This is a genomic window from Streptomyces flavofungini, assembly GCF_030388665.1.
Lineage (GTDB): Bacteria > Actinomycetota > Actinomycetes > Streptomycetales > Streptomycetaceae > Streptomyces > Streptomyces flavofungini_A.
On sequence record NZ_CP128846.1, the window covers coordinates 1986346 to 2002560 of the forward strand.

Consider the following 16215-nt stretch of genomic DNA (forward strand, 5'->3'; position numbering starts at 1 on the left):
GACGCGTCGCTGACGGGTCTGTGACGACTGCGGGATTTGGGATGGTGCGTTGGCTGCACGACCCGGGGGACGGCCCGAGACGAACGAAAGGTCCCCCTGCGAAGGGGAGTTGGACTCCGGGCGGCGCGGGCATCGGAAGTGTGACGTTCCGCGTCCATCAGGGGACGCTCGCGCCGCCCGGAGAACTCACGTGCCGGTGAGGTGCTCCGGACGTACCGGCGTCTTGTTGAGCTCCAGGCCCGTGGCCGCGCGGATCGCCGCGAGGACCGCGGGGGTCGAGGAGAGGGTGGGGGCCTCGCCGATGCCGCGTACGCCGTAGGGCGCGTGCGGGTCGGCGAGCTCCAGGTAGTCGACCGGGATCGTCGGGGTGTCGAGGATGGTCGGGAGCAGGTAGTCCGTGAAGGAGGGGTTCTTCACCTTCGCGGTCTTCGGGTCGACGATGATCTCCTCCATCACCGCGACGCCCAGGCCCTGCGTGGTCCCGCCCTGGATCTGGCCGATGACGGAGAGCGGGTTGACCGCCTTGCCGACGTCCTGGGCGCAGGCCAGCTCGATGACCTTCACGAGGCCCAGCTCGGTGTCGACCTCGACGACCGCGCGGTGCGCGGCGAAGGCGTACTGGACGTGGCCGTTGCCCTGTCCGGTGCGCAGGTCGAAGGCCTGGGTGGGGCGGTGGCGGAACTCCTCCTCCACCTCCACGGCCTCGTCCTCCAGGACGTCCACGAGGCTCGCGAGGGCCTCGCCGCCGTCCGTGACGACCTTGCCGCCCTCCAGGAGGAGTTCGGCGCTCGCCCAGGCCGGGTGGTACGAGCCGAACTTGCGCCGGCCGATCTCCAGGACCTTCTCACGGACGATCTCGCAGGAGTTCTTGATGGCGCCGCCGGTCATGTACGTCTGGCGGCCCGCGGAGGTCGAGCCCGCCGAGCCGACCTGGGTGTCGGCGGGGGCGATGGTGACCTGCTGGACGCCGAGCTCGGTGCGGGCGATCTGCGCGTGGATGGTGACGCCGCCCTGGCCGACCTCGGCCGCCGCGGTGTGGACGGTGGCCACGGCCTCGCCGTTGATGACCTCGATGCGGATCTTCGCGGTCGAGTAGTCGTCGAAGCCCTCGGAGAAGCCGACGTTCTTGATGCCGACGGCGTAGCCGACGCCGCGGACGACGCCCTCGCCATGCGTGGTGTTGGACAGGCCGCCCGGCAGCGCGCGGACGTCGGCGCCCTCGCTGGACTCCCACTGGCGCTCCGGCGGCATGGGGCGGGCCTTGACCCGGCGCAGCAGTTCGGCGACGGGGGCGGGCGAGTCGACCGGCTGCCCGGTCGGCATGATCGTGCCCTGCTCCATCGCGTTCTTCTGCCGGAACTCCACCGGGTCCATGCCCAGCTCCGCCGCCACCTTGTCCATCTGCGCCTCGTAGGCGAAGCACGCCTGGACCGCGCCGAAGCCGCGCATGGCGCCGCAGGGCGGGTTGTTGGTGTAGAGGCCGATCGCCTCGATCTCCACGTCGTCGATGACGTACGGGCCGACCGAGAGGGACGAGGCGTTGCCGACGACCGAGGGGGTCGAGGACATGTAGGCGCCGCCGTCCAGGACGATCTTGCACTTCATGTGCGTGAGCTTGCCGTCCCTGGTGGCGCCGTGCTCGTAGTAGAGCTTCGCGGGGTGCCGGTGGACGTGGCCGAAGAAGGACTCGTAGCGGTTGTAGACCATCTTCACCGGCTTGCCGGTGCGCAGGGCGAGCACGGAGGCGAGGATCTGCATCGAGATGTCCTCGCGGCCGCCGAACGCGCCGCCGACGCCCGCCATCGTCATGCGGACCTTCTCCTCGGGCAGGCCGAGGCAGGGGGCGATCTGCTTGAGGTCCGAGTGCAGCCACTGGGTGGCCACGTACAGGTCGACGCCGCCGTCCTCGGCGGGCACCGCGAGGCCGGACTCCGGGCCGAGGAAGGCCTGGTCCTGCATGCCGAAGGTGTACTCGCCCTTGACGATCACGTCGGCCTTCTTGGCGGCCTCGGCGGCGTCGCCGCGGATGATCGGCTGGCGGTGCACGATGTTCGGGTGCGGGACGTGCCCGGCGTGGTGGTCACCGCGGTTCTCGTGGACCAGGACCGCGTCGGGCGCGGTCGCGGACGCCTCGTCCGTGATGACCGGCAGCTCGCGGTACTCGATCTTGATCTTCGCGGCGGCGCGGCGCGCGGTCTCCGGGTGGTCCGCGGCCACGAGGGCGATCGGCTCGCCGTGGTGGCGGACCTTGCCGTAGGCGAGGACGGGGGTGTCCTGGTACTCCATGCCGTAGTTCTTGGCGGCAGGCAGGTCGTCGGCCGTCAGGACGGCGTAGACGCCCGACATCGCCAGGGCCTCGGAGGTGTCGATGGACACGATCTCGGCGTGGGCGACCGTGGAGCGCAGGGCCTGGCCCCAGAGCATCTCCTCGTGCCACATGTCCGAGGAGTAGGCGAACTCGCCGGTCACCTTCAGGGTGCCGTCGGGGCGCAGCATCGACTCGCCGACGCCGCCCTTCGTCTTCGAGCCCTGGGTGACGTTGGCGGGGATTCCCGTGGTGGTGCCAGCCATGGTCAGACCGCCTCTCCCTGGCGGGCCGCAGCCAGGCGGACCGCGTCGAGGATCTTCTCGTAACCGGTGCAGCGGCAGAGGTTGCCGGACAGCGCCTCGCGGATGTCCGCGTCGGACGGCTGGTCGTTGCGCTCCAGGAGTTCGTCGGCCGCGACGAGCAGACCGGGGGTGCAGAAGCCGCACTGGACGGCGCCCGCGTCGATGAACGCCTGCTGGATCGGGGAGAGTTCGGTGCCCTCGCCCGTCTGGCCGTCCTGGCCCTTGGCCGTCCATTGCTGGGCGTCCTGGAGCGAGGTGCCGCAGGCGCCGGAGGCACAGCCGCCGCCGGGGTGGGCGCTCTGCCGGTGCTTGGCGTAGTCGGCGAGGCCCTCGACGGTGGTGACCTCGCGGCCCTCCACCTGTCCGGCCGCGACCAGGCACGAACACACCGGCACGCCGTCGAGCCGGACGGTGCAGGAACCGCACTCGCCCTGCTCGCAGGCGTTCTTGGAGCCCGGCAGGCCCATGCGCTCGCGCAGCACGTACAGCAGGGACTCGCCCTCCCACACGTCGTCGGCTTCCTGGGGACGGCCGTTGACCGTGAAGTTGACACGCATTACGCGACTCCCTCCGTGCTGCGGCCCGTGCCGCGGTAGGACTCCCACGTCCAGCCGAGCGTGCGGCGGGCCATGATGCCGACGGCGTGGCGGCGGTAGTTCGCGGTGCCGCGGACGTCGTCGATGGGGTTGGCGGCGCCGGAGGCGAGCTCCGCGAACTGCTTGGCGACCGACGGGGTGATGATCTTCTTGCTGTCCCAGAAGCCGCCCTCTTCGAGCGCCGCGTTCAGGAACTCCTCGGCCGCCTTGGCCCGGATCGGGGTCGGGGCGGCGGAGCCGATGCCGGTGCGCACCGTGCGGGTCTCGGGGTGCAGCGCGATGCCGAAGGCGCACACGGCGATGACCATGGCGTTGCGCGTACCCACCTTGGAGTACTGCTGCGGCCCGTCGGCCTTCTTGATGTGCACGGCCCGGATCAGCTCGTCCGGCGCGAGGGCGTTGCGCTTCACGCCGGTGTAGAACTCGTCGATCGGGATCAGACGGGAGCCGCGCACGGACTCCGCCTCGACCTCGCAGTCGGCGGCGAGCAGCGCCGGGTGGGCGTCACCGGCGGGGGACGCGGTGCCGAGGTTGCCGCCGACGCCGCCGCGGTTGCGGATCTGGGGCGAGGCGACCGTGTGCGAGGCGAGCGCGAGGCCGGGAAGCTCCGCGCGCAGGTTCTCCATGATGTCCGTGTACGGGACCGACGCGCCGAGCCGGACGGTGTCCGCACCGACCTCCCACTCCCGCAGCTCACCGATGCGGTTGAGGTCCAGCAGATACTCCGGACGACGGTGGTCGAAGTTGATCTCGACCATGACATCGGTGCCACCCGCAATCGGCACAGCGGTGGGGTGCTCGGCCTTCGCGGCGAGCGCCTCCTCCCAGCTGGCGGGGCGAAGGAAGTCCATGAGTGGCTCTCTCTTCGTGATCGTGCCGTGCGGCCGGGTCCCGTGAGGGATCCGACCGGGGCTTACTAGGCTGACGAGCCGGGGCGATCGTTTTGGCCAAGGTGGCCCTTCGCCTCTCGACTACTCGTTCATGTGCTGTTAACGCGGAGTGGGGCAAGTACACCGCCCGGTGCTCCGATGGGGTCAGTCACCGAAACCATGAAGGAGTTGGCTGGCCAAGGCGCGAGTCTTGTAGATTCATATGAAGAACGGTCCCCGGTAACCTCGCGGATTCCCTCCAGAAACCGCGGCGCCTTCGGGACCCCGCGGGCCCGGGTTCGCCCGGACTCCGGCCGGACATGAAATCGAGACAGATCGGCGGCGACGACACCATGCGGCTGCGCGCACTCCTTGACACCGACGCGCTGGGCCTCAGGCTGCTCGGCGGCGAGGACGAGCTGGACCGCACCGTGCGTGGCGTGATGACCACGGACCTGCGCGACCCCAGCCGCTATCTCGCGGGCGGCGAACTGGTGCTCACCGGTCTCGCCTGGCGCAGGGACGCTTCGGACACCGAGCCTTTTGTCCGTATTCTCGCAGCCGCCGGGGTCGCCGCGCTGGCCGCGGGCGAGGCGGAGCTTGGCTCCGTCCCCGACGACCTGGTGGAGGCGTGCGCCCGCCACCGCCTGCCGCTGTTCGCGGTCAACGAGTCGGTGGCGTTCGCGACGATCACCGAGCACGTCGTACGCCAGGTGTCCGGCGAGCGCGCCGGGGACCTGGCGGCCGTGGTGGACCGCCACCGCCGCCTGATGACCTCGGGCCCCGCGGGCGGCGGCCCCGACGTGGTCCTCGACCTGCTCGGCACCGACCTGGACCTGCGGGCCTGGGTCCTCTCCCCCGCCGGACGGCCCATCGCCGGGGCGGGCACGGCGGGACCTGCCCTGCCCGCGGCCGTGTGCGCGCGGCTCGCCGGGGAGCAGCTTGCCGCCGCGAGGACGGGGCGCAGGGGGCCGCACCGGGTGACGATCGAAGGGGGCGGCGCGGAGCGCCTCGATGAGGGGCGGCGGTCGGGTGGCGGGCCGGGAGTCACGTACTCGCTGTTCCCCATTCGGTCCAGTGGCCGGGGCGCGGTGAGCGCGTCGCGGGACGTGCGCGAGACGGTCCTCTCCGACTGGCTGCTCGCCGTCGAGGCGGACGCGGGCGACTGGCCCGAGGAACGGCTCGATCTGCTCCAGGGCGTCACCCAGCTGATCGCGGTGGAGCGGGACCGCAGGGACGCGGCGCGCACGGTGCGCCGCCGCCTGGCCCAGGAGGTCCTCGAACTGGTCCAGACGGGGGCGGCGCCCGCCGAGATCGCGGCCCGGCTGCGGGTCGCGGCGCCCGTGCTGCTCCCCGGCCTCGGGGCGGCGCCGCACTGGCAGGTCGTGGTGGCGCGGGTGGAGTGGGACCCCGCGGACGGCGCCGACGGCGCGGCGATCGAGGGCGGCCCGGTGGCCCAGTCGCTCCTGGAGGAGATCCTGGTCGACCCGGCGGCGGCCGGGCCCGACCCGTCCGACCGGATCGCGGTGGCCCACACCGGCGACGAGGCCATCGCGCTCGTGCCGCTGCCCGCGCTGTCCGCCGAGGTGGACGGCGCCGAGCCGGGGCTGCTCGCGGACACGCTGCTCGCGGCCGTGCGGGAGCCGCTCTCGGCGGGCCTCGCGGACGACGGGCGGCTCACGATCGGCGTCAGCGCGTCCGTGCACTCGGCGGAGGGGCTGCGGGGCGCCCTCGAGGAGGCCAGGCACGCCCGCAGGGTCGCCGCGGCGCGGCCGGGGCGGGTGTGCGCGGCGGGCCACCAGGAGCTGGCTTCGCACGTGCTGCTGCTGCCGTTCGTGCCCGACGACGTGCGCCGCGCGTTCACCGCGCGGCTGCTCGACCCGCTGCGCGAGTACGACCGCAGGCACCGCGCCGAGCTCATCCCGACCCTGGAGGCGTTCCTCGACTGCGACGGCTCCTGGACGCGCTGCGCGACCCGGCTGCACCTGCACGTCAACACGCTGCGCTACCGGGTCGGGCGTATCGAGCAGTTGACGGGCCGTGACCTTTCCCGACTTGAGGACAAGCTGGACTTCTTCCTGGCCCTGCGCATGAGTTGAGGCCCGCGGGCCTGATCTCAGGGGTGTCTCAGGGGCCGCGGGCGTCTCCCCCGCCCCGCGGTGTCCGCCCGCCCCTCGGCTCTCGTTCCCCCTCGTTTGTGAAATCTTTCACCCATCCCCTTGGCCGAGCGCGCCGATCCGTGCTGAGATTCGCCCACGACTCAACAGCTCGATGGCGCGCTAGGGGAGGGCAACGTGGCGCATACCGCCATGTCTGGTACCGGAACGAACGCTTCGAACGATCCACTCCAGACCGCGGTATGGCGGCTGCGCTCGCGCGGCTGCTGGACCGACGCGGCGGCGCTGCTCGCCACCCGTGAGGGCGCGGACGTCGCCGTCCAGAGAACCTCGCTCCTCATCGAGCGCTGCCTGTTCACCGGCGAGGGATGGGACGAGGCCGAGGACAGCCTGCGGACGGCGGAGGCCGTCGCCGACGATGACAACGCCCGCGGCGCCGCGGCCTGCGAGCGCGGCCAACTCGCCTACGCCGCCACGGTGCTGGGCGTACGGGACCGGGCCGACGAGGCCCGCACCGCGCTCGGCCGGGCCGCCGCGCTGCTCGCCCCCGGCTCCTCCGGACGCCCCCTCCTGGACTTCCGCCGCGGCCTGATCGCCGAGCACATCGCGGACTCCCCGCAGGCCGCCCGCGCCGCCTACCGCCGCGCCCACGCCGGGGCCACCGCCCACGACGACCCGCTCCTGCTCTCCTTCACCTGGCGCCATCTCGCCGGACTCGCCCTGCGCGAGGGCGAGTTGGCCGACGCCCGGCACGGCTTCGCGGAGTCCCTGCGGATCCGCGAGGAGCTCGGCTTCCTCGTCGGCACGGCCCCGGCGCTCGCCGCCCTCGCGGACGCGGAGCCCGAACCGGAGGCGTCCCGGCTGCGCGCCGAGGCGACCCGGCTGTTCCGGCTGCTCGGCGGGGTGCCGTCGTGGCTGGCGGCCCAGCTGACGCCGCCGGCACCGGCTGCCTGAGACGGCCGGGCCTGCCGCCGGGTCAGGCGCCAGGCCCCGGCCAGGTGCTGAGCCCGGTCAGGCGCCAGGCCCGGGCCAGGTGCCGCGCCCCGCTCCGATGCCACCGCTCCGGCAGCTGCCGCCGCCAGGTCAGGCGTCGCCGCCCGTGAAGTGTTCGCGCACCAGGGACTGCACCACCGCGAGGTCGCGGGCGACGAGGGCGTCCAGGAGGGCCATGTGTTCGGCGGCGTCGGCCACGAGGTCGGCGCGGCGGCCCGATACGGGGCCCGTCACCAGCGGCCACTGGGAGCGGCGGTGCAGGTCGTCGGCGACCTGGACGAGCTGCTGGTTGCCGGAGAGGCCGAGCAGGGCGCCGTGGAAGGCCCGGTCCGCCTCGGCGTAGCGGGCGAGGTCGGCGCAGGCCGCGGCGGCCACGGTCGCCTCCGCCAGGGGGCGCAGCCGCGCCCACGCCTCCGCGGGCACGCTGCGGGCGAGCCGCAGCATCACCGGCACCTCGATCAGCGCCCGCACCTCCGCCAGCTCCCCCAGCTCGCGCGCCCCGCGCCGGATGACCCGGAAGCCGCGGTTGGGGACCACCTCCACCGCGCCTTCGAGGGCGAGCTGCTGCATCGCCTCGCGCACGGGCGTGGCCGAGACCCCGAAGCGCTCGCCGAGGGCCGGGGCGGAGTACACCTCGCCCGGCGCCAGCTCGCCGCCGACCAGCGCGGCGCGCAGGGCGTCGAGCACCTGGCCGCGCACGGAGGCGCGCTGCATGGGCTTGCGCGGGGGCGGTACGCCGACGCGGCGGGCGGGGCCCACGGGCGGCGGGCCCGGGATGCCGGGCGCGCCCGGGACGCCAGAGCTGTCAGGGACGCCAGGGGTGTCAGGGACGCCGGGAGCCTCGGGGATGTTCGGGGTGTCCGAGGCGTTCGGGGCGCTCAGGGCCTTCGGGGCGCCGGAAAGGGCCGATATGCCCGGGACGTCGTCGCCCGAGGCGTCGAGGGCGCCGCCAGCCCCGTCGGGACCGCCGTGCGTGTGCTCGCCCCGTGCCGCCGCGTCCGCCTGCCGCGCCCCGGGCTGCTCCGCCTGCTCGGGCACGCGCCCGGCGGCGCGCATGGCGGCCGCATCCGCCGTCCGCGCTCCCGCCCGCTCCACGCTCGCCTCCCGCACTTCCGCGCCCCGCCCGTCCGAAACGTACGAGAAGCACCATAGGCGGACACGACCGCAGTTGAAACCTCGATCATGTTGGGTAAGGTTAGGCTTACCTGCAATCGATTGTGATTCGGTGGTCCCCGCGCATGTCCGTTCCCACCCTGGAAAGCGGCGCTCGACGTACGGAGCGCGCTCAGAGCCCCGTCACCGCCGCCTACGCCCGCCTCACCGAGGTGTTCCCCGGGCTGCGCGTCCAGGAGCTGGCCGAGGACGAACAGCCGCCCCGGGGCGGCGGCTGGGTGGGCGCGGCCGGGCTCGCGGAGGCCGGGGCCGCGTTCGAGGAGTTCCTCGCCTGGGACGACGCGCAGGTCCTCAAGGACTACGGCCAGCAGGCCCGCCCGGACGTCGTCGCCAGCTTCGGTCTGCACCGGTACGCCTGGCCCGCCACCCTGCTGTTCACGGTGCCGTGGTTCCTCCAGCGCCGGGTGCCGAGCTATCCCGTGGAGAACGTCTTCTTCCAGCGCGCCCTCGGCCGGATCGCCGTGCGGCCCGGCGGCTTCGCCTGCCTGCCGGACGACCCGGCGGCCGCGCTGCCCGGCGCCCGCGTCGTGGCGGACGAGGAGGCGCTGCGCGCCGAGCTGCGGGCGGCGGTCGCGGAGCACATGGGGCCGCTGCTGGACGGGTTCGGCCCGCGCATGCGGCGCCGGGGGCGGGCGCTGTGGGCCGTCGCCACGGACGAGATCGTCGAGGGCCTCTGGTACGTGGCCCACCTCCTCGGCGAGGAGCAGCGCGCCACGACCGAGCTGGAGCAGCTGCTCCCCGGCGCCACGAAGCCGTACGTGGGCACGGCCGCGTTCCGCGAACTCACCGGGCCGAACGGCGAGAAGCTGCCCACCCGGGACCGCGCGAGCTGCTGCATGTTCTACACGCTGCGGCCCGCCGACACCTGCGTCACCTGCCCCCGCATGTGCGACGCGGACCGCGTGGCGCGGCTGACGGCCGACGCCGCGAGCTGACGCCCCCCGGCGAACCACCCCTTCGTGCGCGTTTAATCGAACCCCGCTCCAGCGTCTCCCGCATGCGTTCGACGTATGCGGCGCTCGATACGGCCTTCACCACCCCCTTGGCGTCCTCTTGCCGCAAAACCGCCTTGGGCGCCGTGCGGGGTGGGCCACTATGGCGCCCGAACTCGCCCTACGCGACGCAAGGGACGCCAGATGAGACTGACCGACATATCGCTGGACTGGCTGCTGCCCGGCGGGATCCTGTTCCTGGGCATGGCAGTCGCGGTGGCGGTACTCGCGCGGGGCAGGAAGGCCCAGGCGAAGGCGGCCACCAGCGACGACTCGTGGGAGCGCAACGAGGAGCGCCGCAGGCGCAAGGAAGCCGTCTACGGCACCGCCTCCTACGTCCTCCTCTTCTGCTGCGCGGCGGTCGCCGCCGCCCTCTCCTTCCACGGCCTCGTCGGCTTCGGCCGACAGAACCTGAACCTCTCCGGCGGCTGGGAGTACCTGGTCCCCTTCGGCCTCGACGGCGCCGCCATGTTCTGCTCCGTCCTCGCGGTGCGCGAGGCCAGCCACGGTGACGCCGCGCTCGGCTCGCGGCTCCTGGTGTGGACGTTCGCGGGGGCCGCCGCCTGGTTCAACTGGGTGCACGCGCCGCGCGGCATCGGGCACGCGGGTGCCCCGCAGTTCTTCGCCGGGATGTCGCTGTCGGCGGCCGTCCTCTTCGACCGGGCCCTCAAGCAGACCCGCCGGGCCGCCCTGCGCGAGCAGGGTCTCGTGCCGCGGCCACTGCCGCAGATCCGCATCGTGCGGTGGCTGCGGGCGCCCCGGGAGACCTTCGGCGCGTGGTCGCTGATGCTCCTCGAAGGCGTACGCACCCTCGACGAGGCCGTCGAGGAGGTCCGCGAGGACCGGCGCGAGAAGGAGCAGGCGCGCACCCGGCGGCGGGACCAGGAGAAGCTGGAGCGGGCGCAGCTCAAGGCCATCAGCCGGGGGCATCGTGGGTACCACGGGCGCGGGTCCCGGCAGGTGGACGTCCAGGTCGGCTCCTCCGGCGGGTCCGCGGTCGGCGCGGACCCTGCCATAGCGGCGCCGACGCCCTCCCCGCCGCCCCAGGACGAACTTCCCGTACGGCCCCGGCCCTCCCTTCAGGCCGTTCCGAATGAGCCGTCCGCGCCCGTCACCGTCGACCTCACCGCCGAGGACGACACCCAGACGTTGCCTCGGCTCGACTCGCTGGAGCAGAAGCTGAAGGATCTGGAGCAGCAGTTCGGCTGACCCCCGGCCGGTGCCCCCGCGGGGTCAGCCCTGGCCCGCGTCCAGTTCGAACCACACCACCTTGCCCACCCCGTGCGCCCGCACGCCCCACGCGTCGGCGAGGGACTGGACGAGGAGGAGCCCACGCCCGTGGGTGTCCTCCTCGTTCCCGGGCGCCCGGGGCCGGGGCCGACAGCCCACGAAGTCCCGGACCTCGACCCGCAGCCGCCCCGGCCCCACCGAGGCGGTCAGGACCGCGTCCCGGTCGGTGTGCACGAGCGCGTTGGTGACCAGCTCACTGGCCAGCAACTCCGCCGTCTCGGCCCGCCCGGGCCGCCCCCAGTGCCGCAGCAGCTCACGCAGCGCGCCCCGCACCTCGGACACCGCCCGCAGGTCCGCGCGCCCGAGGCGCCGCCGCAACTGCGTCCGGCCACCTCCTGGCGAACCCCCGCCCGTCCCCCCGGACGCACCCCCGGTCGCCGCGTCCGTCCGCTGCGCGGCGGACGTCTCCACGCCGAAGGAGTCGAGGGAGCCGGCCGGCCCGCCGGAGCCGACGGCCCCGGCGGAAGCTGCTCCTCTTAGGTGTCTCATCACGACCCCGCCCACCCGATGACCACGATGACCAAGCCCCCCGACCGGTCTTAGACTCGAACACGCTCACGGGATGCATTCCCGTCCCGCCAAGCCGCACTCATGTCCATTCGTCAATCAAAGAGGCGGATGCGCCGATGGGTTGGGGGGAAGGGAAGCCGAGTACGCCCGATCGTCCCCCGATCGCCCCCGTGAGCGACCGCCCGAAGGAGCCGCTGTGCACGACGACCGACCGCTGGTGGAGGAGCGCCTCGAACGCGCGCTGCGGCAGTTCATCAGGCCCGCCCAGTACGCGGCACGGGTGCCCCTCGCCCTGTCCGTGTGGCACGCGCCGGGCGAGCCGGTGCCCGTGGGCGAGGCGCTCGCGGAGACGTATGAGCCGTTCGAGGCCGGTTCCAACTGGGGAAAGCCCTGGTCGACGAGCTGGTTCCGGTTGGAGGGCGAGGTGCCGCGGGAGTGGGAGGGGCGGCGGGTGGAGGCGGTGATCGACCCCGGGTTCACCGGGGAGGGGCCCGGCTTCCAGGCGGAGGGCCTGGTGTACGACGCCTCGGGGGTGCCCCTGAAGGGCATTCACCCGCGCAACCGTCATGTGCCGGTGGCCACAAGGGCGCGCGGCGGCGAGCCGGTGCGCCTGCTGCTTGAAGCCGCGGCCAACCCGACCGTGCTGCACGACTTCGTACCGACCCCGCTCGGCGACATCCTGACGGCCGGCGATCGGCCCATCTACCGATTCGCGGCTGCCGACCTCGCCGTACTGGACGAGGACGTCTGGCAGCTGATCCTGGACATCGAGGTGCTCGACGAGCTGATGCGGGAGCTGGACGCGGGCAGACCGCGGCGGCACGAGATCCTGCGGGCCCTCGAGGACATGCTCGACGCGCTCGATCTGCACGACGTGGCGGGGACCGCGGCCGCGGGCCGGGACGCCCTCGCCGACGTGCTTTCGCGGCCCGCCGCCGCCAGCGCCCACCGCGTATCGGCTGCCGGGCACGCGCATATCGACTCGGCGTGGCTGTGGCCGCTGCGCGAGACGGTACGCAAGGCGTCCCGTACGTTCGCCAATGTGACGGCGCTCGCGCGTGACTATCCGGAGCTGGTGTTCGCCTGCTCGCAGGCGCAGCAGTACGCATGGGTGAAAGAGCATCAGCCGCACATCTGGGAGCGCATCAAGAAGGCTGTCATGGACGGCAATTGGGCGCCGGTGGGCTCCATGTGGGTGGAGTCGGACGCCAACATGCCGGGCGGTGAGGCGCTGGCGCGGCAGATCGTGCACGGGAAGCGGTTCTTCCAGGAGGAGTTCGGGGTCGACACGGAGGAGATCTGGCTGCCCGACTCCTTCGGATACACCGCCGCCTTCCCGCAGTTGGCGAAACTCGCGGGCGTACGGTGGTTCCTCACGCAGAAGCTGAGCTGGAACCAGTCCAACAAGATGCCGCACCACACCTTCTGGTGGGAGGGCATCGACGGGACGCGGGTCTTCACGCACTTCCCGCCGGTCGACACGTACAACTCCCAGCTGCACGGCACCGAACTCGCCCACGCGGAGCGGAACTTCGCCGACAAGGGCCGGGCGACCCGCTCCCTGGTGCCGTTCGGCTGGGGCGACGGCGGCGGCGGCCCGACCCGCGAGATGCTGGAGCGGGCGCGCCGGCTGCGCTCCCTCGAGGGCTCGCCGCGCGTCGAGATCGAGCGCCCCTCGGCGTTCTTCGCGGCGGCCGAGGAGGAGTACGGCGAGCGCGCGCCGGTGTGGTCGGGGGAGCTGTACCTGGAGCTGCACCGGGCGACGTACACCTCGCAGGCGGCCACCAAGCGCGGCAACCGGCGCAGCGAACACGCGCTGCGCGAGGCCGAGCTGTGGTGTACGGCGGCCGCCGTGAAGGACGCCGGGTACGCCTATCCGTACGATGACCTGGACCGCATCTGGAAGACGGTCCTGCTGCACCAGTTCCACGACATCCTGCCCGGCTCCTCCATCGCCTGGGTGCACCGCGAGGCCCGCGACACCTACGCGCGCGTCCTCGCCGAGCTGGACTCGCTCACCGCCGAGGCGGTGCGCCACCTCGGCGGCGGCGAGGCCTCGGTGCTCAACTCCTCGCCGTACGAACGCAGTGAGGTCGTCGAGCACGAGGGGCGCCTCGTCCACGTGAACGTGGGCGGGTTCGGCGCGCGCGGGCTCGCTCAGGCGGCCGGGCGGGAGCGGGACGCGGGAGCCGTCACCTCGGCGACCCGCACCGGGCAGGAGATCGTGCTCTCCAACGAACACCTGCGGGTCACCATCGACTCCGACGGGCTCCTCGCCTCCGTCCTCGACCGGGCCGCCGACCGGGAGGTCCTCGCGCCCGGCAGCCGCGGCAACCTCCTCCAGCTGCACCCCGATCACCCCACCCACTACGACGCGTGGGACCTCGACAAGCACTACCGCCACCGGCACACCGACCTCACGGCGGCCGAGTCGGTGGAGCTGGTCGAGGACGGGCCGCTGCGCGCGTCCGTGCGGGTCGTGCGCGTCTTCGGCGCCGGGTCACGGATCACGCAGGAGCTGCGGCTCGGCGCGGGCAGCCGCCGCCTCGACGTCGTCACCGAAGTCGAGTGGCGCGAGTCGGAGAAGGTGCTCAAGGCCGCCTTTCCGCTCGACGTGCAGGCCGAAAGGGCCGCCGCCGAGATCCAGTTCGGGCACGTGCAGCGGCCCACGCACGCCAACACCTCCTGGGACGCGGCGCGTTTCGAGATCTGTGCGCATCGGTGGCTGCGGGTGGCCGAGGAGGGGTACGGGGTCGCGGTGCTCAACGACTCCACTTACGGGCACGACGTGACCCGGGTCGCGCACCCCGAGGGGCTCGGGACGACCGTCCGGCTCACTCTCCTGCGGGCACCGCACAGCCCCGACCCCGAGACCGATCTCGGGACCCATCACTTCGGCTACGCGTTGCTGCCCGGGGCGGAGACCGGAGACGCCGTCGCCGAGGGGCTCGCCCTGAACCTGCCCCTGCGTGTCGCCGAAGCGCCCGCCGTGGCGCCCCTGGTGCGGGTCGACCACCCCGGGGTGACCGTCGAGTCGGTCAAGCTCGCCGAGGACCGCAGCGGGGATGTGGTGGTGCGGCTGTACGAGTCCCGGGGCGGGCGGGCCCGTGCCCTGCTCACCACCTCGTTCCCCGTCACCCGCGCCGACGTCACGGACCTCCTGGAGCGTCCCCTCCACCCGGCCGACACCTCCGGCTCCGGCCTCTCCCTCGCGCTGCGCCCCTTCCAGATCCTGACTCTGCGCCTACGCCCGGCGTAGCCCGCGCGGGGCGTCCCTCGCGGGTCAGGGCCGCGGCACGTTGCGCAGGTTGGAGCGGGCCAGTTGGAGCATGCGGCCCACCCCGCCGTCGAGGACGATCTTGCTGGCGGAGAGGGCGAAGCCGGTCACCATCTCCGAGCTGATCTTCGGGGGGATGGAGAGGGCGTTGGGGTCGGTGACGATGTCGACGAGGGCGGGGCCCTTGTGCGAGAAGGCGTCCTTGAGGGCGCCCGCGAGCTGTTTGGGCTTCTCCACGCGGACGCCGTAGGCTCCGGCGGCCCGCGCGACGGCGGCGAAGTCGGGATTGTGATTGCTCGTGCCGTACGAGGGCAGCCCGGCGACCAGCATCTCCAACTCCACCATGCCGAGGGAGGAGTTGTTGAAGAGGACGACCTTCACCGGCAGGTCGTACTGGACGAGGGTGAGGAAGTCGCCCATCAGCATGGAGAACCCGCCGTCGCCCGACATGGAGATCACCTGCCGCTTGCGGTCGGTGAACTGGGCGCCGATCGCCTGCGGAAGGGCGTTGGCCATGGAGCCGTGGCTGAAGGAGCCGATGATGCGGCGCTTGCCGTTGGGAGAGATGTAGCGGGCCGCCCAGACGTTGCACATGCCGGTGTCGACGGTGAAGACGGCGTCGTCGGCGGCGAGGTCGTCGAGGACGGAGGCGACGTACTCGGGGTGGATCGGGATGTGCTTCTCGACCTTGCGGGTGTACGCCTTCACCACGCCTTCGAGCGCGTCCGCGTGCTTCTTCAGCATCTTGTCGAGGAACGTGCGGTTCGACTTCGGCGAGACGCGCGGGGTGAGACAGCGCAGCGTCTCGCGGACGTCGCCCCAGACGGCGAGGTCGAGCCTGGAGCGGCGGCCGAGGCGCTCGGGCCGCACGTCGACCTGGGCGATCTTGACGTCGTCCGGCAGGAAGGCGTTGTACGGGAAGTCCGTCCCGAGCAGGATCAGGAGGTCGCACTCGTGGGTGGCCTCGTACGCGGCGCCGTAGCCGAGCAGTCCGCTCATGCCGACGTCGTACGGGTTGTCGTACTGGATCCACTCCTTGCCGCGCAGCGCGTGTCCCACCGGGGACTTGATCTTCTCGGCGAACGCCATCACCTCGGCGTGCGCGCCCGCCGTGCCGCTGCCGCAGAACAGCGTGACCCGGTCCGCCTCGTCGATCATCGCGGCGAGCTTGTCGATCTCGGTGTCGCCGGGCCGCACGGACGGGCGTGCGGTCACGAGGGCGGTCTCGGCGGCCTTGTCCGGGGCGGGCTCGGAGGCGATGTCGCCGGGCAGCGACACCACGCTGACGCCCGACTGGCCGACGGCGTGCTGGATGGCGGTCTGGAGCAGGCGCGGCATCTGCTTCGGGCTGGAGATCAGTTCGCTGTAGTGACTGCACTCGCGGAACAGCTGGTCCGGGTGGGTCTCCTGGAAGTAGCCGAGGCCGATCTCGGAGGACGGGATGTGGGAGGCGAGGGCCAGGACCGGGGCCATGGAGCGGTGCGCGTCGTAGAGGCCGTTGATGAGGTGCAGGTTGCCGGGGCCGCAGGAGCCCGCGCAGGCGGCGAGGGAGCCGGTGATCTGGGCCTCCGCGCCGGCCGCGAACGCGGCGGTCTCCTCGTGCCGCACCTGGATCCAGTCGATCGCCTTGGTGCGGCGGATCGCGTCGACGACGGGGTTCAGGCTGTCCCCGACGACGCCGTAGAGGCGTTTGACTCCGGCGCGTACGAGGATGTCGACGAACTGTTCGGCGACGTTCTGCTTGGCCATCTCTTCATGCACCCCTTCGCTCTCGTTGGGTCCATGAAT

Annotated in this window: 11 protein-coding genes; 5 read left to right on the plus strand and 6 right to left on the minus strand. The window is 72.7% G+C overall.

From position 1 onward, the window contains the following. Window positions 1-186 precede the first annotated feature (186 nt). Genes QUY26_RS07790 through QUY26_RS07800 form a run of 3 tightly spaced genes read right to left on the minus strand, consistent with a single transcriptional unit; the run spans window position 187 to window position 4057 of the window. On the minus strand, window positions 187-2571 hold the full coding sequence (locus tag QUY26_RS07790) for a xanthine dehydrogenase family protein molybdopterin-binding subunit (RefSeq protein ID WP_289944466.1): 2385 nt from the start codon (window positions 2569-2571) through the stop codon (window positions 187-189). Window positions 2572-2573: 2 nt separating this feature from the next. Beyond that, window positions 2574-3167 (minus strand): (2Fe-2S)-binding protein, encoded by a 594-nt coding sequence (locus QUY26_RS07795; protein ID WP_289944469.1) that lies wholly within the window; start codon window positions 3165-3167, stop codon window positions 2574-2576. Beyond that, window positions 3167-4057 carry an FAD binding domain-containing protein gene (locus QUY26_RS07800; RefSeq protein ID WP_289944472.1) on the minus strand — a complete coding sequence of 297 codons (891 nt, stop codon included), beginning with the start codon at window positions 4055-4057 and terminating at the stop codon, window positions 3167-3169. The genes QUY26_RS07795 and QUY26_RS07800 overlap by 1 nt, the downstream gene beginning before the upstream one ends. Before the next feature lie 371 nt (window positions 4058-4428). On the opposite strand from QUY26_RS07800, the gene QUY26_RS07805 reads away from it, so the two are divergent. Together QUY26_RS07805 and QUY26_RS07810 are read left to right on the plus strand one after the other, a co-directional pair. After that, complete coding sequence (locus QUY26_RS07805) at window positions 4429-6174, plus strand: PucR family transcriptional regulator (protein ID WP_289955575.1); 1746 nt, start codon at window positions 4429-4431, stop codon at window positions 6172-6174. Between the two features lie 195 nt (window positions 6175-6369). Then, window positions 6370-7146: a hypothetical protein gene (locus QUY26_RS07810; protein WP_289944473.1), complete on the plus strand. Its 777-nt coding sequence runs from the start codon at window positions 6370-6372 to the stop codon at window positions 7144-7146. A gap of 129 nt (window positions 7147-7275) precedes the next feature. Here QUY26_RS07810 and QUY26_RS07815 read toward each other — a convergent pair whose 3' ends face one another. Next, the gene (locus QUY26_RS07815; protein ID WP_436840494.1) at window positions 7276-7962 is read right to left on the minus strand and encodes a GntR family transcriptional regulator; all 687 of its coding nucleotides are present in this window, start codon (window positions 7960-7962) and stop codon (window positions 7276-7278) included. 461 nt (window positions 7963-8423) lie between these two features. Here QUY26_RS07815 and QUY26_RS07820 point away from each other — a divergent pair, with 461 nt between their 5' ends. Next, window positions 8424-9293, plus strand: a complete 870-nt coding sequence (locus tag QUY26_RS07820; protein ID WP_289944477.1) for a (2Fe-2S)-binding protein — start codon at window positions 8424-8426, stop codon at window positions 9291-9293. A gap of 201 nt (window positions 9294-9494) precedes the next feature. After that, entirely contained in the window at window positions 9495-10559 is a 1065-nt protein-coding gene (locus QUY26_RS07825; RefSeq protein WP_289944478.1) for a DUF2637 domain-containing protein, read from the plus strand. Between the two features lie 24 nt (window positions 10560-10583). Here QUY26_RS07825 and QUY26_RS07830 read toward each other — a convergent pair whose 3' ends face one another. Beyond that, window positions 10584-11129 carry an ATP-binding protein gene (locus QUY26_RS07830; protein ID WP_436840289.1) on the minus strand — a complete coding sequence of 182 codons (546 nt, stop codon included), beginning with the start codon at window positions 11127-11129 and terminating at the stop codon, window positions 10584-10586. A gap of 217 nt (window positions 11130-11346) precedes the next feature. On the opposite strand from QUY26_RS07830, the gene QUY26_RS07835 reads away from it, so the two are divergent. Beyond that, a complete protein-coding gene (locus QUY26_RS07835) occupies window positions 11347-14409 on the plus strand; it encodes an alpha-mannosidase (RefSeq protein WP_289944480.1) in 3063 nt (1020 codons plus the stop codon). Between the two features lie 24 nt (window positions 14410-14433). On the opposite strand, the gene QUY26_RS07840 is transcribed toward QUY26_RS07835, so the two are convergent. Next, window positions 14434-16176, minus strand: a complete 1743-nt coding sequence (locus QUY26_RS07840; RefSeq protein WP_289944482.1) for a pyruvate dehydrogenase — start codon at window positions 16174-16176, stop codon at window positions 14434-14436. Window positions 16177-16215: the final 39 nt, after the last annotated feature.